General features: G+C 64.4%; 13 protein-coding genes. 5 read left to right on the forward strand and 8 right to left on the reverse strand.

Features of this window, described 5'->3' with window-relative positions; all coding sequences use genetic code 11:
- Positions 1-73: 73 nt before the first annotated feature.
- Genes ACIPZ5_RS10365 through wecB form a run of 4 tightly spaced genes read right to left on the reverse strand, consistent with a single transcriptional unit; the run spans position 74 to position 7237 of the window.
- Positions 74-913 (reverse strand): DUF4434 family protein, encoded by an 840-nt coding sequence (locus ACIPZ5_RS10365; RefSeq protein ID WP_261940169.1) that lies wholly within the window; start codon positions 911-913, stop codon positions 74-76.
- Positions 913-3915 carry a phage receptor gene (locus ACIPZ5_RS10370; RefSeq protein ID WP_400808322.1) on the reverse strand — a complete coding sequence of 1001 codons (3003 nt, stop codon included), beginning with the start codon at positions 3913-3915 and terminating at the stop codon, positions 913-915. Before ACIPZ5_RS10370 ends, ACIPZ5_RS10365 begins: the two co-directional genes overlap by 1 nt.
- Positions 3912-6086: a cyclic di-3',5'-guanylate-activated glycosyltransferase NrfB gene (gene nrfB, locus ACIPZ5_RS10375; protein WP_400808325.1), complete on the reverse strand. Its 2175-nt coding sequence runs from the start codon at positions 6084-6086 to the stop codon at positions 3912-3914. The genes ACIPZ5_RS10370 and nrfB overlap by 4 nt, the downstream gene beginning before the upstream one ends.
- Positions 6083-7237 carry a non-hydrolyzing UDP-N-acetylglucosamine 2-epimerase gene (gene wecB / locus ACIPZ5_RS10380; RefSeq protein ID WP_400808327.1) on the reverse strand — a complete coding sequence of 385 codons (1155 nt, stop codon included), beginning with the start codon at positions 7235-7237 and terminating at the stop codon, positions 6083-6085. Before wecB ends, nrfB begins: the two co-directional genes overlap by 4 nt.
- A 448-nt stretch (positions 7238-7685) precedes the next feature.
- Between wecB and ACIPZ5_RS10385 the strand changes: the two genes are divergently transcribed.
- The 3 genes from ACIPZ5_RS10385 (at position 7686) to yiaY (ending at position 11092) form a co-directional block, all read left to right on the forward strand.
- Positions 7686-8117, forward strand: coding sequence for a PACE efflux transporter (locus ACIPZ5_RS10385; RefSeq protein ID WP_400808330.1), 432 nt, complete (start codon positions 7686-7688; stop codon positions 8115-8117).
- Between the two features lie 185 nt (positions 8118-8302).
- Positions 8303-9865, forward strand: a complete 1563-nt coding sequence (gene ilvA, locus ACIPZ5_RS10390; protein WP_261940164.1) for a threonine ammonia-lyase, biosynthetic — start codon at positions 8303-8305, stop codon at positions 9863-9865.
- 78 nt (positions 9866-9943) lie between these two features.
- Positions 9944-11092, forward strand: coding sequence for an L-threonine dehydrogenase (yiaY, locus tag ACIPZ5_RS10395; protein ID WP_400808333.1), 1149 nt, complete (start codon positions 9944-9946; stop codon positions 11090-11092).
- Between the two features lie 128 nt (positions 11093-11220).
- Here the strand turns inward: yiaY and ACIPZ5_RS10400 are convergent, their stop codons facing one another.
- The 3 genes from ACIPZ5_RS10400 to ACIPZ5_RS10410 form a co-directional block, all read right to left on the reverse strand.
- Positions 11221-12408, reverse strand: coding sequence for a hypothetical protein (locus ACIPZ5_RS10400; protein WP_400808335.1), 1188 nt, complete (start codon positions 12406-12408; stop codon positions 11221-11223).
- A 63-nt stretch (positions 12409-12471) separates the two neighbouring features.
- On the reverse strand, positions 12472-12939 hold the full coding sequence (locus ACIPZ5_RS10405; protein WP_400808338.1) for a VOC family protein: 468 nt from the start codon (positions 12937-12939) through the stop codon (positions 12472-12474).
- A gap of 111 nt (positions 12940-13050) precedes the next feature.
- Positions 13051-14670 (reverse strand): NADP-dependent glyceraldehyde-3-phosphate dehydrogenase, encoded by a 1620-nt coding sequence (locus ACIPZ5_RS10410; RefSeq protein WP_261940160.1) that lies wholly within the window; start codon positions 14668-14670, stop codon positions 13051-13053.
- A 138-nt stretch (positions 14671-14808) separates the two neighbouring features.
- Here ACIPZ5_RS10410 and ACIPZ5_RS10415 point away from each other — a divergent pair, with 138 nt between their 5' ends.
- Positions 14809-16410: a putative bifunctional diguanylate cyclase/phosphodiesterase gene (locus ACIPZ5_RS10415; RefSeq protein WP_400808340.1), complete on the forward strand. Its 1602-nt coding sequence runs from the start codon at positions 14809-14811 to the stop codon at positions 16408-16410.
- Here ACIPZ5_RS10415 and ACIPZ5_RS10420 read toward each other — a convergent pair.
- Positions 16407-20021: a dermonecrotic toxin domain-containing protein gene (locus tag ACIPZ5_RS10420; RefSeq protein WP_400808342.1), complete on the reverse strand. Its 3615-nt coding sequence runs from the start codon at positions 20019-20021 to the stop codon at positions 16407-16409. The two genes, ACIPZ5_RS10415 and ACIPZ5_RS10420, sit on opposite strands and share 4 nt — an antisense overlap.
- Before the next feature lie 344 nt (positions 20022-20365).
- Between ACIPZ5_RS10420 and ACIPZ5_RS10425 the strand changes: the two genes are divergently transcribed.
- Positions 20366-21523 (forward strand): GNAT family N-acetyltransferase, encoded by a 1158-nt coding sequence (locus tag ACIPZ5_RS10425; protein ID WP_261940157.1) that lies wholly within the window; start codon positions 20366-20368, stop codon positions 21521-21523.
- Positions 21524-21531 lie beyond the last annotated feature (8 nt).

The raw sequence follows: 21531 nt of genomic DNA on the forward strand, positions 1-21531 counted from the left end.
CGCCACAGTTCTTGAAATCTGTGCAATCACTGTGGGAGCGGGCTTGCCCGCGAAAGCGCCGGTGCAGGTTGACTCAATTCTGTGGCAGAACACCCCGGGACCAAGGCCGGTAGCGCAGCGCAAACACTGCTTCGGCATGGCACCCCGCATTCAGCATCGGCTCCGCTGGCTCAGCCCGAAATGCCTGCCCCGGCGCACTCACCTGGCGGAACGCCTCGCGCACCACACCCACCCGGCACGGCAGCGCCTGCTCGTAGCGCTGGCGCACCAGCGGCGGCAACCGCCCGGTCCCGGCGCCGTCCTGCCACCACACAGTCAAGCCCAACCCTGCCAGCTGATCCAGCCAGGCGCCATTGACGCGCGGTGCCAGTTTGCCCGCGCTGAACGCGCTGATGTGCAATGGCTTGTCCAGCCTTCGGTTGAAGGCCTGCAGCTGGCTGTACAGCGCTTCGCGGCGAGCGGTATCGCGAAAGTGCAGGTCGTCCAGTTCCATGGGCAAGTACCAACCGCTGACGGGCAACTGCCAGTCCCTGCGAAGCTGTTGATACTGGCCGAGCGAACGACCCAGTTGCGACTTCCAGTAATTGTTCAGGCCGTCACCGTCGAGTTCCTCGATGCGCTGGTAATAGGCCGGGTCCATGTACAGCCCGAGCACCAGCTCCAGCCCTTGTGCGCGGGCTTCGCGCAGGCTGTTGGCCAGCCAGCCCTGGGCACCACCGAAATCACTGTTGCCGTAGGCGCTCCATTGCACGATGAGGGTCTTGCCCCCTTGCGCCCTGGTGGCGCGCCACAGCTGCTGCCACTGCGCCGGGGTCACCGTGGCATCGCGGTTGAGTGGCTGGTAGAACAGGCGCTGGTCAGCCATGGCCGGCAGGCACAGGGCGAGCATGCAGATTGCCAGGAGCGTACGCATCAGAAGGTCATCTCCGCGCCAACCAGTACGCCATTGGCGCTCTTGTAGAGGTTGCCACCCAGCGACTGCTGGTACTCGGCGCGCACTTTCAGCGAGCCGCGGTAGGCATTGTAGCGGTCGTCGTCGAACCACCACTGCCAGCGCACACCGACACCGGCGCGGGCGTCCTGGCGCCAGTCGTTGCTCGGGTCCTGGCTGGAGAACTCGAAGAAGCCGTAAGGCATGAGGGTCTGCAGCGAGTTGCCGGGCAGTTTCCAGGCATGGCCTTGCTGGTAGCGCGACAGCCAGGCGTGGTCGCCGGCGCGTGTCCACCAGGCGGCATCGAGGTAGAGGAAGCGCTCGTTCCAGTCGTCCTCGTCGACCCGCCAGTCGTTGCGCCAGTCCCCCTGGTCGAGGAACGAGGCAGTGGCGCGCAGCAACAGGTCGTTGCTCGATTCGGCATGGTGGCGCAAGTCGCCCCAGTTGCCGCCGACCTTGGCCGGGCTCAGCAGTTCGCCAAGGCTCAGGCCGCTGTAATGATCGTCGTCGATCTGCCGTTGGTGGTACAGCTCGGCGTACAGGTTGAGGTTGGCCTGGCCGAGCGGCTTGTAGCGCAGGCCGACGCCGGTACCCATGCTTTGGGCATAATCGGTGCGGCTCTGGCCGCCGAACAGGACCCGGCCGTAGACCGACAGGGTACTGCCATTGCGGCTGGGTTCCTCACCCAGGGCGTGGTCCCACATGGCCAGCTGCACGTTCTGCGATTGCGCCCGACGCGAGGTGCCACTGCGCTGGCCGTTATCGAGGAACTTGTCGTTGGTCGAGGTGCCGGCGGGTGACCACGTGCTGGCCAGGGTGATGGTGTCGCGCCGTGACAGGGTTTCGTGGGCACGGCGCTGGCGGTACTTGCGGGCTTCGAGGCTGCCGTATTCGTCGTCGCCATCGACCAGGTTTTCTTCCACGTCGATCACCCGGCGCAGTTCGCGGCGTGCGGCGGCACTGTTTTCGGCTTCGTCGTAGCGCAGGGCGAGGGTCTCGCCCAGGCGATAGTCCTCGGGGAAATCGTGGGTGGCGCGTTCCAGATAAGGGATTGACTGGCGGCGCTGGGCTTTGTCCTGCGAGCCGGCCAGGCGCATACCGTAGTCGGCACGATAGCGCGGCTGATTGGGCGCCAGGCGCACGGCCTCGGCCAGCCAGGCGGTGCTCTGCGCGCTGTCGCCGGCCAGCTGCGCTGTGCTGGCAGCGGCATAGTAGTGGTCGGCACGCGGATTGTGCGCCAAGGCTTGGCGCTGGAAGCCCAGCGCCGCTTGCAGGTCGCCCTGGCGTTGGGCGATGGCGGCACCCAGTGCCCAGTCATCGGCGCTGTTGTGTGCGGCGGCGTCCCAGTAGCGGCGGGCGGCGTCGGCATCGCCGGTATTCAAGGCCCCGCGTGCGGCGGTCAGGCGGGCGTTGTCATTCCAGGCGCTGGGCGGCAGGTTACGCCAGATCGGCCGGGCGGCTTCGGAGTCACCTGCGGCCTCCAGCGCGTACGCCAGGGGCAGGCGGTCGCCGCTGTCACCCAGGCGTTCGGCGGCCTGGTAATAGACCACGGCTTCACCGGGCTGATCGGGCATGGCGCAGCGGCCCAGGGCGCGGTACTGGCCGGCTTCGGTCGGGTTCGCCGGGATTGCCCGGCGCACGGCGTCGCATTGGCCGTTTTCAGCCAGGCGGCCGAGCAATTGGGCGCGGGTATTGGCGTCGACCCTGGGGATCAGCCCGAGCATGCGCTGGCTGTTCAGGGGGCCATCGTTGCGTGCGTATATATTGCCCAGGCGCTGCAGCAGCGAGGGGGGCAGGCGCCCTTGGCGACGGTCGAAGGCCTGCTCCAGCAAAGGGCGGGCGCGCTCGCTCTGGCCTTGTTGCAGCATGAGGAATGTCGCTTGCTCCAACGCTGCCAGATCGCCGCTCTGGCGGTAGCGTCGTTCCCATTCGGCGGCGGTGCGCGGTTGCGGCGGCTGCACCGGGTCGCCATACAGGCGTTGCTTGAGCACCGCATATGCGCGCGGGTCGGCGCTTGCGGGGCAGTCCTTGAACTGTTCGCGGGCGACATCCGGGTCACGGCGGGACAACCAGTCGACGGTCTCCAGGCAAGGGCGCTGCAGCGCGTTGCTAAGGCGCCGTACCAGCGGCGCGTCATCACCCTCACGGGCCAGCTCCCACAACTGCTGGCGTTGTTCCGGTTGCTGCAACTGCTCGGTGGGCAATTTCTGTAACCAGCGCTGCGCCAGTTGGTTGTGACCGACGGCGATGGCCCGGTTAGCCATGGCCAGGCGTGTCTGGTTGGCCACTTCAGGGGAGGGCGCGCTTTGCAGTAGCTTTTCCAGGCCCTTTTCGTCGACTTGCTGGACATAGGCATTGGCCAGGCGCTGCCAGTCTTCTGGCGGCAGTTGGCGCTTGTCAGCCAGCGGCTGGAGTTGTTCGATGGTTTCTTTCCAGTTGCGCAGCTGCTCGGCGAAGTTGGCTCGGGCCAGGCGCAACACCTGGCCATCGTCACGCGGCGGCAGCTGGTTCAGCCACTCCAGGGCTCTGCCGGCGCCGCCGAATTTGGCCAGGCTCAGGCTGTAGGCCTGCCACAGACGTACCCGCTGGGTACCGTCGACACTGGCCAGCCAACCTTCCACCTGGCTGGCTGGCGGCGGGTCCTGCTCGATCCAGGTCAGGCGCAGCTCCTGCAGGGCGTTGGCGTACTCGGGGCCATTGCCCAGCTGCTCGGCCATGGCTTCGGCGTCCTTGTAGCGGCGCTGGTGGGCCAGGGCCTCGACCAACAGCGCGCGGGCTTCATCGTTGTTCGGCACGCGGCTGAGGACATGGCGGGTAAGGCGTTCGACTTCAGCCCAGTTGTCCTTCTTCGCTTCGCGGTAGCTGCGCTCCATGAACGGGTAGCTGGTGAACCGTTGGAAGTCGGTCATCGGCGCTGCCTGGGTGGCCAGCGCGGTGGAGCACAGCAACAGGCCGGAGAGGGTGAGGGACAGGCGCGGCTTCATGCCACCTCCCGGGTCAGGTCAAAGGCAGCCTGCTGTTCGCTGGCCTGTTCGGCGAGGGCCTGCTGCAGCACTTCCTCGGTAATGATGCCGCGGGTGATCAGGTGCTCGCCGAGGCTCTGCTGCTCAGGGTCGAAATCGATCAGTGCCTGGTTGAACAGAGTGACCGGGACCATGCCGCGTACCTGCAGCAGGGCGCCGAGCATCACCTGGTGCTGACTCACCCGCTCGAGCAGGTCGGCATCGTCCTGATGCCGCTCCAGCACGGCGAGCATGTCGTGGGTTTCGGGCGTCTGCCAGGGGCTCGGGTAGTGGTAGCGCAGGCCCAGCGTGACCCGGCCTTGGGGCGCCAGGCGGCAGCTGACCGGGCGTTTCAGCTGGCGACTGATGACCCCCAGCGACACCTGGCTGACCGGGCTTTCGCTGGCCAGGATCAGGGTATTACCGTCTTCGGCGACCGGCAGCACGCCGTAGTGCGTGGCCAGCCGGCGTGGCAGCTGGGCGATCAGGTGCGGATCGAGCTTGAACGGGTTCAGCGGTGCCCAGGGCAGGTCAAGCTGCTCGGCCAGCGTTTGTACAAGCTGCTCGCTGTTCAGCCAGCCCCGCAGCAGCAATTCGCGGCCCAGGCGCCGGCGCACCGGGCTGGTGATTGCCTGCTCCAGTTGCTCCTCGGTGATGTAGCCCTTTTCCACCAGGCGATGGCCCAGCGGCGTGCGCGCCGGCGAGGCGAGGGCGGGGAATTCGTGGGTGGTCTTGTCCCACGCCACCCGCCGCGAATCGCCCATCTCCATGACCTGGCGCAGGGCGCGCAGGTTGGCGAAGAAGTTGACGAAGTTGCTCCACATCATACGGGGCGCCGACAGCAGACCTTCGAAGATGCCGTAGTAGCGGGTGACGAACCAGCCGCGCTGGAACAGGCGGTTGATCAGCATCAGGCCGTTGAGCCAGAGCAGGGTGGTGAGCAGCTGGCTGTCGCTGAGGATCGACATGAAGCGCCAGGAGTCCGGGGCGATCACGGTCACCAGCCACATGGCCAGCAGCACCAGCAGCAACAGGTTGACCAGGAAGCTCAGCAGGTAGGCGAACAGGCCCCGGCGGTCGCGCCAGAGGAAGTAGTTGAGCGCGCCGGTGCGGCTCCAGCCGAGGTTGCTGGTGCCCTGGAAGACGATGCCGACGATCCACCGTGACTTCTGCCGGATGGCATGCTGCCAGTCGCGCGGGAAGTGCTCGCGCACGCAGATCACCTGGGCGAACTCGCGGCTCATGCCCGGTACCCACTCGTGCTTGAGGGCCAGCGCCGGGTCGGTGATGGAGTAGCGGGCGAAGATGCACTTCATGCCTTTCTGCTTTAGGCGAAAGCCGATGTCGTAATCTTCGGTGAGGCTCTGCACGTCGAAGGCGATGCCATCGCCGTCTTCGAGCAGGGCGCTGATGGCGCGGCGGCTGAAGCAGGTGCCGACACCGGCACTGGGCACCTGGCCGGTCAGCGCCTCGCGCACGATCACGTCCTTGCCGTGGTTCTCGGCGAACTCGTCAACGTAGTGCCCGGCGGTGAAACCCTTCCATTCCGGTGCATAGGGGTACACCGGGATCTGGATCATGTCCTTGCTCGGCAACAGGTAGTTGAACAGGCGCAGTTCCATGGGCGAGATCACGTCTTCGGCATCATGCAGGATGAAACCGGCGAACTCGATGCGGGCATCGTCCTGAAAGCGCAGGATTGCATCGATGATGTTGTTCAGGCAGTCAGCCTTGCTGGTCGGGCCTGGGCGCGCGCAGACCACCTTGTGCACGTTCGGGTAATGCAGGCACACGGCGTCGACGTCGGCCTGGGTCTGTGGGTCGTTGGGGTAGGTGCCGACGAAAATCTGGTAGTTCTCGTAGTCGATGGTCGAGGCCGCCAGGCGCGCCATCTCGCCGACCACACCCACCTCGTTCCAGGCCGGAACCATGATTGCCAAGGGCTTTTCCGCTACTTCGAACAGGCGTTTCTCGTCGGCCTTTTCGTGCTTGTCGTAGATGCGAAAACGGCGGATCAGCTTGCGGCTCCAGTAGCACAGGTCGATGAACAGGTCGTCGAGGCCGAGCAGGAACATCAGCGAGGCGAGGATGATTGCCAGAATCTTCAGGCCGAACAGCACATAGGTGAGGAAGTCGATGAAGGCCAGGCTCATGCGTCGTCTCGCTTGGCGGCGGTTTCCTCGAGCCATCGGCTCAGGCGTTCCGCGATGATTTCGCTGGCATGCCCGTCACCGAATGGGGTGAAGACCCTTGCCATGCGCTGATACGCCTCAGGGTCGTCGAGCAACTGGCCGGTTTCCCGGACGATACGCTCGGTGTTCGTGCCAACCAGTTTCACCGTGCCGCCCTCCAGTACCGATGGGCGTTCGGTGACCTTGCGCAGCACCAGCACCGGTTTGCCCAGCGCCGGGGCTTCTTCCTGGACGCCGCCTGAGTCGGTGAGAATGATGTGGGCGCGGTTCATCAGCCAGACGAAATGCTGGTAGTCCTGGGGCGCCACCAGGTGAATGTTGCCGCGCCCGGACAGCAGGCCATAGACCGCCTTCTGCACCTGCGGGTTGAGGTGCACCGGGTAGACGAACTGCACGTCGGGGTAGCGCAGGGCCAGTTCGGCCAGGGCCAGGCAGATACGCTCGAAGCCTGCGCCGAAGTTCTCCCGACGATGGCCGGTGACCAGCACCATGCGCTGGTCGGTTTGCAGCGCGTGCAGCGGTGAATCGGCGGCGGGGTGCCATGCAGTTTGTGTGAGGTGTTCGCGCATCCATAGCAGTGCGTCGATGACGGTGTTGCCGGTGACCTCGATCTGCTCCAGTGGCACGCCTTCGCGCAGCAGGTTGTCGCGGGCCTTGGTGGTGGGGGCGAAATGCAGGTTGGCGATCACCCCGGTCAGGCGCCGGTTGGCTTCTTCAGGCCAGGGTTGCTGCAGGTTGCCGGTGCGCAGGCCGGCTTCGACATGGCCGATGGGGATGTGCCGGTGGAAGGCCGCGAGGCTGGCGATGAAGCTGGTGGTGGTGTCGCCATGGACCAGCACGATATCGGGCTTGACCTGCTCATAGGCCTGGTCGAGCTTGCCCAGCAGGTCGCGGGCCAGGCCGTTCAACGTCTGGTTCTGGGTCATCACCTTGAGGTCCTGATCGACGCTCAGGCCAAAGGCGGTGAGTACCTGTTCGAGCATTTCGCGGTGCTGCCCGGTGGAGCAGATATGCAGGTCGACCTCGGGCCACTCGCGCAGTACGCGGGCCAGCGGGGCCATCTTGATCGCTTCGGGGCGGGTACCGAAAACCATCATGACGGAATTCGCCATCGTCTTGTTCCTCGTACAATTCCCTGGACGAAGTGGTAGGTCATGTCGCCGCTTGTAAGTGATAGATACAAGCAGTCGCATGCAGGGTTGTCCAATGGGTGACAGGTGTTCGGCGTGACAGGTTCAGCGCCTGTGAGATCGAGCGCCGCCCGCGCGGCGCATCGCGGATAAATCCGCTCCTACATTTGTTTCGGGCCAGTCACGCCTGTGAAGCCAACAGGGACCGCCTTGTTGGCACGGCGATACATCTCGGTGGGCATTGACGATGAACAGGCAGGAACAACTGGCCCGAAACAGATGTAGGAGCGGATTTATCCGCGATGCGCCGCGCGGGCGGCGCTCGATCTGCGCACCATCGCAAAACCCAAGGCAGGCACCTGTCCAAACAACCTTTTTCTTCAAGCATTCATCTTGTACCTTGATAGGCCGCATCTCGATGGAGCTGAACATGCAAGGCAAGGCACGCAAGATCGTCCAGGCCATCCTCTACGAAGCCATCGCCGTGGCCTGCGTGGCACCGGCGCTGGAGCTGGCGTTCGGTGCCGGGATGGCGCAGTCGACGGTGCTCTCGGTGCTGATGTCGGGCATCGCCATGAGCTGGAACATGGCCTACAACTGGGCCTTCGAGCGGTGGGAGGCGCGTCAGCGCAAGCGCGAGCGCACCGTGCTGCGCCGGGTGCTGCACGCGCTGGGCTTCGAGGGCGGGCTGGTGCTGATCCTGCTGCCGCTGGTGGCCTACTGGCTGGAGGTCAGCCTGTGGGCAGCGTTCCTCACCAACCTGGCCTTGTTCGTGTTCTTCTTCGTCTATGCCTTCGTGTTCCAGTGGGGGTTCGACAAGGTTTTCGACGTGCCGCTGTCGGCGCAGCAAGCCAAGTGTTGACTTGGCCAAGCCAGGCGGGATAACTTCCCTGACCATGAAAACCTTCCAGCACGTCAACGCCATTATTATTACCGCCATTATCAGCTTGGCGGGCTAGCGCGTACGTGCACCGAACCCGCCCTGGAGGCGGGTTTCTACTCTCTGACTCCTGGGCAACGTGAAAAACAGCCAAGGAGTTGCAATCGATGACCAGCCTCAACGTCAGCCCTCGTACACCGTCCACCCCGCAGCAACTGCTGTCGGAACAGGTGCGCCGCATTCTGTCCGCGCCGGTGTACGACCTGGCCATCGAGACGCCCTTGCAAGCCGCGCCCGCGCTGTCTGCCAGCCTCGGCAACCAGGTGCTGCTCAAGCGCGAAGACCTGCAGCCGACCTTCTCGTTCAAGATCCGCGGTGCCTATACCCGGCTGTCGCGCCTGACCACTGCCCAGCGCGAACGCGGCGTGATCACAGCCTCCGCGGGCAACCATGCCCAGGGCGTGGCCCTGGCGGCTGCACACCTTGGCATGAAGGCGACCATCGTCATGCCCACCACCACGCCGTCGCTCAAGGTCGAAGGGGTGCGCTCACGGGGTGGCCACGTGGTGCTGCACGGCGAGAGCTTTCCCCATGCCCTGGCCCACGCGCTGGAACTGGCCGACAGTGACGGGGCGACCTTCGTGCCGCCGTTCGATGACCCGGACGTGATCGCCGGCCAAGGCACCGTGGGCATGGAAATCCTGCGCCAGCAGCCAGGTGCGCTGGACGCGATCTTCGTGCCGGTCGGCGGCGGTGGGTTGGTCGCGGGCATTGCCGCCTACGTCAAGTACCTGCGCCCCGAGGTCAAGGTGATCGGTGTCGAGCCGGAAGACTCCAACTGCCTGCAGGCCGCCATGGCGGCCGGCGAGCGGGTGATCCTGCCGCAGGTCGGTACCTTCGCCGATGGCGTGGCGGTGGCGCAGATCGGTGCCCATTGCTTCGAGCTGTGCCGGCATTTCGTCGATGAAGTGGTGACCGTCAGCAGCGATGAGCTGTGCGCTGCGATCAAGGACATCTACGACGATACCCGCTCGATCACCGAACCCTCGGGTGCCTTGGCCGTGGCCGGGATCAAGAAGTACGTGGCCCGCGAGGGCGTGCAGGGGCAGACCCTGGTGGCCATCGATTCCGGCGCCAACGTCAACTTCGACCGCCTGCGCCACGTGGCCGAGCGCGCCGAGCTGGGTGAGCAGCGTGAAGCGATCATCGCCGTGACCATCCCTGAACAGCCCGGCAGCTTCCGGGCCTTCTGCCAGGCCCTGGGCAAGCGCCAGATCACCGAATTCAACTACCGCTATTACCCGGGCAAGGAAGCGCGCCTGTTCGTTGGCGTGCAGACCCACCCGCTGCACGATCCGCGCGAGCAGCTGCTGGCTAGCCTGCGCGGGCAGGGCTACAGCGTGCTCGACCTGACCGACAACGAACTGGCCAAGCTGCATGTACGCCATACCGTGGGTGGGCATGCCGCGCCGGGGGCCGACGAGCGGGTGCTACGCTTCGAATTCCCAGAGCGGCCGGGGGCGCTGCTGGGCTTCCTGGAGCGGCTGGGCAAGCGCTGGAACATCAGCCTGTTCCATTACCGTAACCATGGCGCTGCCGAGGCGCGTGTGTTCGCCGCGCTGGAAGTACCGGCCGATGAGCAGGCCAGCTTGCCCCAGGCACTGGACGAGATGGGCTACCGCTACTGGGATGAAACCGCTAATCCGGCTTACCAGCTGTTCCTGGGCTAACGTTGCTCTGGGTCAACATCCTGTTGTTTGAACGGGCGGATCCTCACTGGCAGACAGACCTGCCAGGAGGACCCGGTCATGAGCAGCACGTTCTTCATCCCGCCCGTCAATATCATGGGCATCGATTGCCTCGAAGAGGCCATGACGGCGATTGCCGGTTATGGCCTGCGCAAGGCGCTGATCGTCACTGACCAGGGCCTGGCCAAGGCCGGTGTCGCCGCCCGCATCGGCCGCATGCTGGCCTTGCAGGATATCGACTCGGTGGTGTTCGACGGCGCCAAGCCCAACCCCAGTATCGCCAACGTCGAGGCGGGCCTTGCCCTGTTGCAGCGCGAGCGCTGCGACTGCGTGGTGTCACTGGGCGGTGGCTCGCCCCATGACTGCGCCAAGGGCATTGCCCTGTGTGCCACCAATGGTGGGCATATCAGCGACTACGAGGGCGTGGACCGCTCGCGCAAGCCGCAGTTGCCGCTGATCGCCATCAACACCACGGCGGGTACGGCCAGTGAAATGACCCGTTTCTGCATCATCACCGACGAGGCCCGCCACGTGAAAATGGCCATCGTCGACCGCAATGTCACGCCGATTCTGTCGGTCAACGACCCGGCGCTGATGGTTGCCATGCCCAAGGGGCTGACAGCGGCCACCGGCATGGATGCCTTGACCCACGCCATCGAGGCCTATGTGTCGACGGCAGCCACGCCGATCACCGATGCCTGCGCGCTCAAGGCCATCAGCCTGATCAGCGAGAACCTGCGCCAGGCAGTGAACGACGGCAACGACCTGCAGGCGCGGGAGAACATGGCCTACGCGCAGTTCCTGGCCGGCATGGCGTTCAACAATGCTTCGCTGGGCTATGTGCACGCCATGGCGCACCAGTTGGGTGGTTACTACGACTTGCCCCACGGTGTGTGCAATGCCGTGCTGTTGCCGCATGTGCAGCGTTTCAATGCCAAGGTCAGTGCCGCGCGCCTGCGCGATGTGGCCAAGGCCATGGGCATCAAGGTGTGTGGGCTGGATGCGGAGCAGGGCGCGGGGGCGGCGATTTCGGCCATCGAGCACCTGGCGGCGGCTGTGGGCATTCCGGCGGGGCTGGCGGAGCTGGGGGCCAAGCTCGAGGATGTCGGGATCTTGGCGGCGAATGCCTTGAAGGATGCCTGTGGGCTGACCAACCCGCGGCCGGCCAGCCAGGATGAGATCGAGGGGATCTTCCGGGCTGCATTCTGATCGACAACGATGTGTGGCTGCACCGGCCTCTTCGCGGCTAAAGCCGCTCCCACAGGTAAAGCGCCCGCTTCAGATTCAGCGCGGTCCCTGTGGGAGCGGCTTCAGCCGCGAAGCAGGCGACGCAGTGCTCAGCGCTCACGCATGAAGAACCCGGCCACATACTTGCGGAATGTCTCCAGGCTCTTGAAGTCGGCATAGCGCTTGAAGTTCTCGGCGTCGGGCTCCGGCCCGATCGGTTTCTCCAGCAGCGATACCGAGAGCACCCGGTCCTGATCCGAGGTCAGCACCAGCTCATCCATCACCTGGCCACCGATCACCGGTCGGCGCATCTGCACTTTCACGCCTTTGCTGGCCATCCAGTCGATCAGCGACACCAGCGCCTTGAGTGGTTCACGCTCTTCGTCGCGGTACACCGGGAACAGGTGCGCGCGCGACAGCACCGGCACGCTGGCCACGTGGATCAGTTCATAGAAGCTGCTGCCCGCCGTGGTCGGTGAGTACAGGGCCAGCGCCAGCAGCGGGCCTGACGTTCGGCTGCCGCCCCAGTACAGATGATGCCCCTGGAAATCGAAGCCATCTTCGCTGCGGTTGTTGAACAGCTTGCGCCCCTTGATCTGGTCGACGCAGTCCAGCATCAGGCCATGGCGGCGATGGTTGCCGAACACCGTGGCCTCGCGCAGGCGGGACTTGAGCATCAGCATGTGCTTCATGTCCAGGCGGGTTTCCAGGTAGTTGCCAGCCGGCACTCGTTCGAGCAACGGGTAACGGCTGGCGACACTGCGCAGCTCGGCGAACTGGCCGGTGAGGTCTTTCTTCAGGTGAGTGGCATACAGGTTCAGGCCGCTGGTTTCGATCCAGGTCAGCAGCAGCGACAGCAGGCGCTGTTGTTCGCGGCGCTCGTTGCCGTCGGCCGCGCCAGTACCGACATCGCTGGCACTGCGGTAATCACCGATCAGGCGCAGCGGGGTGTCGGGTGCCAGCCAGGCAGCGGGCGTTACGGGTTCATCCTCGCGTTCGCTGGCTTCACGCTCGTCCTTGGTGAACGGGCAGCCGGGCGCATGCTCGGCAGTGCCCGGGTTGTTCTTCAGGAACAGCGTGCCGGTGCTGCCATTGAGGGTGACATTGAGCACCGGCAGGGCATCCTTGCGGCAATCGCAGGCCAGCCACTGGTTGGCACTGCGCACCTTCATCAGCAGCTGGTTGGCCTGCAGCAGGCGCGGCCCGGCGAGGCTGCCGGTGGCGAAACCGACCAGCAGTTCTTCTTCGGCCGGGGTCAGGCTGCGCACCTGCGCGGCGGTTTTGTCGATGATTCGCATGAGGCAGCTCCAAGCTACGAGCCTCAAGCTTCAGGCAAACGCGCCGCGCTTTCAACTCGTCGCTCAACTACCACTGAACATCTTGGCGGCGCGGGCGCGGATTTCGTCTGGGGTCAAGTCTTCCTTGTGGGTGGAGACGAACCAGATGTTGCCGAACGGGTCCTTCAAGGTACCACTGCGGTCGCCGTAGAACTGGTCCGTTACCGGGTGCAATTGGGTGCCGCCTGCCGCCAGGGCCTGGGCGTAGACCTTATCGCAGTCTTCGACATACAGGTGCAGGCCGACGCCGGCACCGGCGAGTTTCTGGCTGGCGGTGAGGCCGCCTTCGCGGTCGCAGGGGTCGCCCAGCATCAGTGAAGAATCACCGATGCGCAGTTCGGCGTGGCCGACGCTGCCGTCCGGGCCTTCGAGGCGGAACATCTCGGTGGCGCCAAAGGCCTGCTTGTAGAACTCGATGGCCTTGGCGGCGTTGTTGATGGCCAGGTACGGGGTGATGCTGTGCTGGCCATCGGGAATGGGTTTGGCTGCCATGGTCGACTCTCCTTTGCTTGGGGCGCCGGTTGGCGCCCTGTTGCCTTAGAGTCGTTTGCGCTGATGGAAAATCGACAGGGTTGCTAGATCTATTTCCTATAAGCGCAGCCGTCAGAAGATGTAGTCGGTGGTCAGGAAGGTCGATTGGCGGTTGCGGATGATCTCGCTGATCAATTCCTTGTTGGCCTCCTGGAAGCGCGTCGCGACCAGGGTTCGGATGGAGAACACGCGCAAGGCATCGTGCACCGACAGGGTGCCTTCGGCACTGTTCTTGCGACCGTTGAACGGGTAGGTGTCAGGGCCGCGCTGGCACTGGGCGTTGAGGTTGATGCGGCCGACCTGGTTGGCAAAGATGTCGACCAGGCTGCCGATGGTCGCAGGATCGTTGCCGAACAGGCTCAGCTGCTGGCCGTAGTCGGAGTCGAGCACGTAGTCGATCACGGTCTGCAGGTCGCGATAAGGCACCACCGGCACCACCGGGCCGAACTGCTCCTCGTGGTAGACGCGCATGTCACGGTTCACCGGGTAGAGCAGGGCGGGGTAGAAGAACGAGCCGCGGCTCTGCCCACCGCCTTCGTTGAGTACCCGTGCGCCTTTGGCCGTGGCATCGGCCACCAGCTGGTCGAGGTAATCGACCTTGCCCTGTTCCGGCAGCGGCGTCAATGCAACGCCTGGCTCCCAGGGCATGCCTGGCTTGAGCGCGGCGAGCTTGCGCTGGAACTTGTCGAGGAAGGGCTCGATCACGTCCTCATGGACGAACAGGATCTTCAGCGCCGTGCAGCGTTGGCCATTGAACGACAGCGCGCCGGTCACGGCCTCTTCCACGGCATTGTCCAGGTCCACCTGGGGCAGGACGATGCCGGGGTTCTTCGCGTCCAGGCCCAGGGCCGCGCGCAGCCGGTGCGGGCGGGGGTGCAGTTTTTTCAGGTCGCTGGCCGCCTTGTGAGTGCCGATGAAGGCGAACACATCGACCTTGCCGCTGGCCATCAGCGCGCTGACTGTTTCCCGGCCACGGCCATAGATGACGTTGATCACTCCCGGCGGGAAGCTGTCGCGGAACGCTTCAAGCAGTGGCCGGATCAGCAGCACGCCGAACTTGGCCGGCTTGAACACCACGGTGTTGCCCATGATGAGGGCCGGGATCAGCGTGGTGAAGGTTTCGTTCAGCGGGTAGTTGTAAGGGCCCATGCACAGCGCCACGCCCAACGGCGCACGGCGGATCTGGCCAAGGGTGCCTTGTTCGAGCTCGAAGCGGCTGGAGCGGCGGTCGAGGTCCTTGAGGGCGTTGATGGTGTCGACGATGTAGTCGCAGGTGCGGTCGAATTCCTTTTCCGAATCCTTGAGGTTCTTGCCGATCTCCCACATCAGCAGCTTGACCACGGCGGTACGCTGCTCACGCATGCGCGCCAGGAAGCGTTCCACATGCTGGATGCGTTCGGCCACGCGCATGTTCGGCCAGGCGCCGCGGCCTTTGTCGTAGGCGTTGACTGCCGCGTCCAGGGCGGTGAGGGCGGTGTCGGCGTCGAGCAGCGGCGCGCTGCCGAGCACGACCTGGCGCTCGCCGTCCGCTTCCTTCAGCCAGACCGGGCTGCGCACCGTCGCCAGTGGCCCGTCCCAGCGCCTGAGCTCACCGTTCACGAGGTAGTCGCGTTGTTCCAGCGGGTTCCCGAGACGCCAGTGTTCGGGAATGTCGCCGGCGACAGGAAACAGCGAATCGAGCAGATGTTCCATGGATACTGCACCTCACGTGTCTGGGTAGGTGAAACGCTTCAGCTTCGAGCATGCACCCTGAGCAAGAAAAACACCAGTCTGGCTCAATATTGCGCGCACCGCGCCGATACAGAGGCATTCGCGCACGCCTGCAGGCTTATGACCCCGTCCAATTCTCCGATGACCCACGAACAGATACCGACTACCGGCACGCTGCGCCGCGCCCTCCGCCGCCTGTTGCCGGTCGGGGTTTCCCTGGCCGGTATCGGCGTGTCCATGGTGCTGGGCCAGGTGGACATCCTGCGTCAGCATGGCCCGCAGGATGCGAGCCTGTTCCACTCGCCGCTGTTCTGGTTCGCCTTGACCTGCAGCGGCCTGCTCAGCCTGTTCATCGCGCAGATCAACCGCAAGCAGCGCCAGCTGCAGCAGCGTAATTTCGAATTGCAGCGTTCGCAGGCACAGCTGGAACGCCTGGCGCATTACGACACCATCACAGGTTTGCCGAACCGGGTGCTGTTCCAGCAGCAGTTGGCCGAAGCCACTGCCGGAGGCCATGGCTTGGCCGTGTTGCTGCTGGATATCGACGGTTTCAAGCAGGTCAACGACAGCCTGGGCCATGCCATGGGCGATCTGCTGCTGCAGCAGGCGACCGCGCGCTTTCTGCAGGAGCTCGACACCGGCGACCGGGTGTGCCGGCTGGGCGGCGATGAATTCGTGTTCATGCTCCAGGGCACCCAGGGCCAGGTCAGCCATCAGCTGACCCAGCTGCTGCGTTGCCTGCAGCGGCCGTTTGACCTCAATGGCAATGCCGCGCTGGTGACGGGCAGCATCGGCCTGGCCTGGTGCCCGCAACATGGTGCAGATGTGGGTAGCCTGTTGCGCCATGCCGACACCGCCATGTACGCGGCCAAGGAAGGTGGCCGCAACGCCTGGCGCCCTTATCACCCGGACATGACGGCACGGCTGCACCAGCGCCTGGAGCTGGAGCGCAACTTGCGCCGGGCGTTGCAGGATAACGAGTTCGAACTGTGGTACCAGCCGAAAATCGACCTGTTCAGCGGGCAGCTGGAAGGGGTCGAGGCCTTGCTGCGCTGGCGTGACCCGGAGCATGGTCTGATACCCCCTGGCGAATTCATCCCGCTTGCCGAGCGCAGCGGCCTGATCATCCCGCTGGGTGAGCGCGTGCTCGAACTGGCCTGTGCGCAGTTGGCCGCCTGGCGCGCCGCCGATTGCCTGCCGGGGCCCCTCGCGGTGAACGTGGCGGCGCTGCAGATCGAGCGTAGCGACTATGTCTCAAGTCTAGCCATGGCCCTGGAGCGCCATGGGCTGGCACCTAATCTGCTGGAAGTGGAAATCACCGAGAGCCTGCTGATGGAAAGCCAGCAACAGGCGTGCGCGGCGCTTGCCCAGCTGCAGGCCATGGGCGTGGCCACGGCGGTGGACGACTTCGGCACCGGCTATTCATCGCTGGCTTACCTGCGCGCCTTGCCCATCGACCACCTGAAGATCGACCGGGCGTTCATCAAGGACCTGCCGGATGACGACGATGCGGTGGCCATCGCCCGGGCGATCATCGACCTGGGGCATGCCCTGGGCTATCGCATCACTGCCGAAGGGATCGAGACCCAGCAGCAGTATGACTTCCTGCGCAATGCCGGGTGTGACCAGGGCCAGGGCTACCTGCTGGGGCGGCCGATGCCGGCCGCCGAGTTGCAGAAGTGGGTGGTGGGCAACCCGCTCAGGGCGCGCTTGCCGCGTTAGGCCGGGCGCTCGATCGCCAGGTTGAACAGCTCATGAGCCGGTCGCTCGAAGGCCTGTTGACGTACTGACGGGTCAACGTCGATCACGGTCAGGCGGCGCCAGAACTCCGCACGGGCCCGCCGCGGGCGGGAAGCGAACGGTTCGAGGTCGAGCAGTTGCCTCAGGTCCCGTCGGTACTGCAGGGGCAGACGCTGCCAGAGCGCCTGTTCACCGGGGCCGGTGCCCTCGAAAAATTCATCATAATCGCTGTTGTCCACCAGCAGGTCCACCTGATGCGCCGCGTTGTAGGCTTCGATTTCATCGAGCATGCGCGGGCTGAGCCATGGGCTCTCAAGATGCATGGCCTGGGCGACTTGCTGCGCTACCTGAAAATTGGCAGGTAGCTGTTGCAGCTGGTTATCGGCCAGGTCGATCGTCACGGGTGTGAGGGTGATGCTTTCCAGTCCGCGCGGCAATTCGGTCAGCGAACAGTTGTCGAGGAACAGCGTGTACAGCCGCGTCAGCCGGCTCAGGTCGGGAGCGTGCAGCAGCGGGTTGCTCCCCATGTCCAGAACGCCCAGGTTGGTAAATTGGTCGAGCATCTGCTGGGCGTTGTCATCCCAGGTAATGCGGTTGTGGTCGAGGTCCAGCCAGGCCAGTGCCTGGGGATTGGCCAGGCGAGGCAGGCGATTGAAGCGGCAATGACTCAGAAGCAGACGCTTGAGCCTGGGGAAGCGTTCGTAGAACTCGGCGGGTAATTGGCTCAGGTTGCGGTTGCCTTCCAGCGACACATGTTCAATGTGCGTGAAATCATCCGGCAGGGCCAGGCTGGTCAGGTCGCGGTCCTCCAGGCCAAGGCGCGAAAGGTCCAGGCTGTAGATCTCGGCATCGTGACCCAGCGGCAACCTGGACAGGCGTCGCCAGGCATTGACGATGCGGGTAATGGCCTCCTGGCGTCGATGCCGGTAGTGCGGGTCGGGCCTTGCCCACTCGCCGAGGTCTCGGCGCAGGGTCTCCAGGCGCCGCTCGAGGTTGCGCATCTCCAACGTGGGTGAGCGCCCTTGCAGTCGCCAGTCTTCCATGACGCGGGCGAATTCCTGATCGGTTGCGGTGGGGTACAGGCGGCGGTAGCGGGTCGCCAGAGAAACTTGCAGAAAGCGGCCGCTGGGCACTGCTTCGCGACCGCCTCGCAGCCCCGCAGGGGCAACCCGACGCCGTGCACCTGTGCCCCAGAAGCGCTGAAGCAGGTCACTGCGCCGTGGTTCGGTCCAGGCCAGCACGCGCTGACGCAGGGTGTTGCCATCGGTGGTCGAGAAACCCAGCGCCTTGCGATAGGCGCTTGGCAGTGCCTGTTCAATCGCCCGGCACAGGTCCTGATCCTGGGGCGCCGGGACGGGGCGCTCACCCAGGTCGGCCTCATAACCCTCGGCGGACTTGATGACCCGGCAGACCCTGCCGGCCAGGCTGCTTCCGCTGCTGTCGAGCAGCGCGCCTTGGGGGCTGCCGGCGCGCAGCTCCAGGCGCAGGTCCGCAGGCCAGTCAGGCAGGTCATCGAGGCAGCTGAACAACAGCCGCTCGCTGTCGGTTGTCGCCTGCAGGGGCACCATCAATTCTTCCAGCGCGCTTACCAGCGGCCATTCGCGGTGACGCTGCAGCAGCTGTTGTGCGGCTTCGTCCAGGAGGGGCGCGACCTTGCGTGTTGCAATGCGTTTCAAGGTGCCGAGCAATAGCGCTGGAGCCGGTTGGCCTTCAAGGTGCACCTGGCGCAAGCTGGCTGCGTCGACACCGCAGATGCGCCCGGCCAACTCCAGTTGCTCCGGCGTATAGACTGCGTAAGCTTCGCCCAGACGTTTTGCCAGCACCGTGAATGGCCACTGCTGCGGCTGTTCATGGGCAGCGCGCCATGCGCCCTGACCGTTGTGCTCCAGCGGCGGCTGGTAAGCATCCGGTGCATCGGGATGGACAATTCGCCATTGCTGGATATTGGGGTCGAAACGGTGTTCGTAGAGTTCACCTGCCATGCGTATGTAATGGCTGCCGTCATGCAGGTATTGGCCCTGCGCATCAGGTTGCAGCCCTTCTGGGAGTTGCCGGAGGCTGCGATAGGGTTTCAGGTCTGGTTGCCAGAGGCGGTAACGGCCGTCGCTGCTGCGCACTTCCTGCAGGTTCTCCAGCAAGGGGCTTTTGAACAGCTTCGGCACGATGCGGCCCGCCGTTCCCAGGGCGCCGATCACGGCCAGGTTCAGGCCGACGCTTTCGAGGTGCTGCAAGGCCAACTGGCGGTCGCCTTGGTGCCAGGCTTCATAGCCTTCGTACACTTCACCCAGCAATTGGCAGGCGGTGACGGCCAACATCCAGGTGCCGATTGCCGGGATGAAGAAACCTGCCACGGTGAGCACGTCCAGCCCAAGACTTTTTGATAGTTCAATGCGTTTGGCGCGGGCCTCGGCGTCGGCGGTGGCAGTGGGCACCGCGAGGTGTTCGGCTTCGCTTTTCAGGCGGGCCAGGTGCAGGTCCTGATAGAAACCGAAGGGTTCGCCGCTGATGGCCTGGAGCTTGATGTGCAGGTTGGCCGGGTTGCTGCTGTCCAGGTTCTGTTGCAGCAGGTCGAGCAAGCGCGGCTGGTCAGCCTGGCTCAGGTAGGCCTGGAAGCGCTGACGGTTTTCTGGCTCCCGCAGCAGGGTTGCCAGCACCTGATTGAGGGCACCCAGATCGGCGCAGGCATGCAGGGCAGGGGTGTAGCCGGGCAAGTAGAGCAGCCAGCCGGCGTTGCCGGCATCGATCAGCATCACTTCGTACAGCAAGATGCCGAACAGGGTCAGTTGCCAACACGGCACCGGGCCGTCTTGCAGGAGGAGGTCGATCTGATCGCGTGCCGGGCCGTTGAGTTCCTGGCGCAGGTAGCCCAGGTCCGCTGCCAGGCGCAAACGGTCCTGTTGGACGGTAATGCCCTGGGTACGCACCTGGGGCGCAGTGAAACATCGCTGCAGGTGGGCCTGGTAAGCGCCTCCGAGGTCGAGTTCGCGGCAGGCCTGGGCAAATGCCTCGGGCGTGAGCGCCAGGCGCTCGACCTGATACTGCTCCGATGCCAGCTCAACTTGCGCGGTCGGCGTCTGCGGGCCAGTCACGACCCTGCCATGGACCGTGATGGGCGTCACATGAATGGCGTCGCTGAGGGCGATGGCGCTTTCGCGGGTGAACGTCTCGTCATCGGCAAAGTTCTGCAATGCGGCCTGCAGCACGTTGTCACGGCGGTGGCTGTAGAGGTAACCCAGCGCGCTCCAGCTCCAGCTGCGTTCGACGCGTAGCAGTTCGCTGCCGCGCAGCGGTGCCGTGAAGCCGAGTTCGGCAAGGCGTGCTTGCAGGATCGGTTCGGCGAACTCGGTGATCTGCTGCAGGCCTTGGAGCAGACGAGCCAGCCTGGCTTGCGAGTGCAGCAGGCGAGTGTGGCTGGCCTGCACGGCTTCTCGCAGGTCAGGCGCGGCATTGTTGCACCAGTCCTGATCAAAGGCTTCGAGGCGCAGGCTCTGGCGCAGCGCTTGCCAATGTGCGGGTGTGTTGTGGTGGGACCAGACGGGCAGTTGCGTTGCGATCAGTTCTTCATGGGGCGAAACGGTAGTTGGATTGTCCATGCCGAGGCTCCTTCGGTGAAAGGGGCCATCAAGCAGTATGGGCAAGCGCTTGCGGTGGTAGTGGAATAGCGCAAGTTGCAATGCCTTGATACACGGCTGATATATAGCAAAAGCAATACTTGAGGCGCCTGCGCGCGAGAAAAATTGGCGCCATTAATTACCGAGCAATACTGTCAAAATGCCGCTTGCCAAGCAGCAGACCTGCATCTTAAATTGTTACTTAATGCGAAGGCAGCATCCGAAGTTGATAGTATATAAATCAACGCGTTATGCAGGCTTTCAAGCTCCGCTCTATTGTTTTCCGATCAGCCCCGTTGACAACATCAAAGGACGTCGAAGAAGACATGAAAGAGAACTTGGCGGCTGTGGCGCGAAAAGTGATCTCGCCTTCCCTGCGCTACGAGATCCGGACTGTTTCAAGCAAGTTACGCGAGCTGCTGGCCCGTAACTGCTTCTGGCGCTGGGAAATCTCGCGTTTCCGGCTACAGCAGGCCAGCCCGTACGAAATCCTTTACATCGGCAGGAAGCAGCAGCGCGAAATGGCCAAGCTGCTGATTGGCGGCAAGGGCCAGCAGCAAGCGGCTGAAGCCGCCGATGGGGCTGCGCCAGCTTCGACCCGGCATGTTGTGCTGGTGAGCGAGATGCCCACGTCCGGTTCGTTGACCGTACCCCATTACCTGAGCGCCGTGGTGCCCCTGGGCCGTTCGCTCGAAGACATCACCGCCCGCTACGACAGCGAACTGCGCCGCAGCATTCGCAAGAACCGCCCGCTCTACCAGATGCGCCAGACGCTGGCCGATGACGAGATCGCCATGGCCGATCAACAATTTCTGCGGCCGTATGCCACTGCCCGACAGGGTATCCATGCGGCGCAGTTTCCAACCGACGAGGTGTTTCGGCTGGCCAAGGGGGTAGGGCGCCTCGATCTGATCACCTGCGGCGACGAGGTGATTGGCTGCCACCTGGGCTGCGAGATCACCCGCGACGGCAAACGCTACTGGAGCACCCTGCGTTTCGGCTATTGCGAAGCGGTGTTCTCAGACCCGAAAAGGCTGCGCGAGGTCAACTCGATCACCACCTTCATGGCCCTCGAATGGGCCTTGGCCAACGGTTACGACTACTACGATATCGGCCTTTGCCTGGCCCGGCCGGACGACGGCCTGCTGAAGTGGAAGCGCCGGCGCGGCGGTGATATCGATGCCTTGGGCAACCATGCCTATATGTTCATCCGCCTGCCCCGCACAGGTACTGCACAGTTCCTTTGGGACACACCCTTGTTTGCCATCGAGGGCGACAAATTGACGCTTCACCTGGGGCTGCCGGAAGGGCCAAGCGATGATGAGGTCGCCAGCCGCTACCACGAGATGGTGTTCGGTGGGCTGCACAAGATCTACCTCTATGGCGCCAGCAGTAGCGCCGAGTCATTCCTGCAGACGCTGCGCAGCCGTTATGCCACCGTGCAGTCCCCGCCCATGATGGAAAGGGTCGTCGTTTCCAGCTGAACCGCCTG

The organism is Pseudomonas sp. NPDC089428 (assembly GCF_044749325.1).
Taxonomy (GTDB): domain Bacteria; phylum Pseudomonadota; class Gammaproteobacteria; order Pseudomonadales; family Pseudomonadaceae; genus Aquipseudomonas.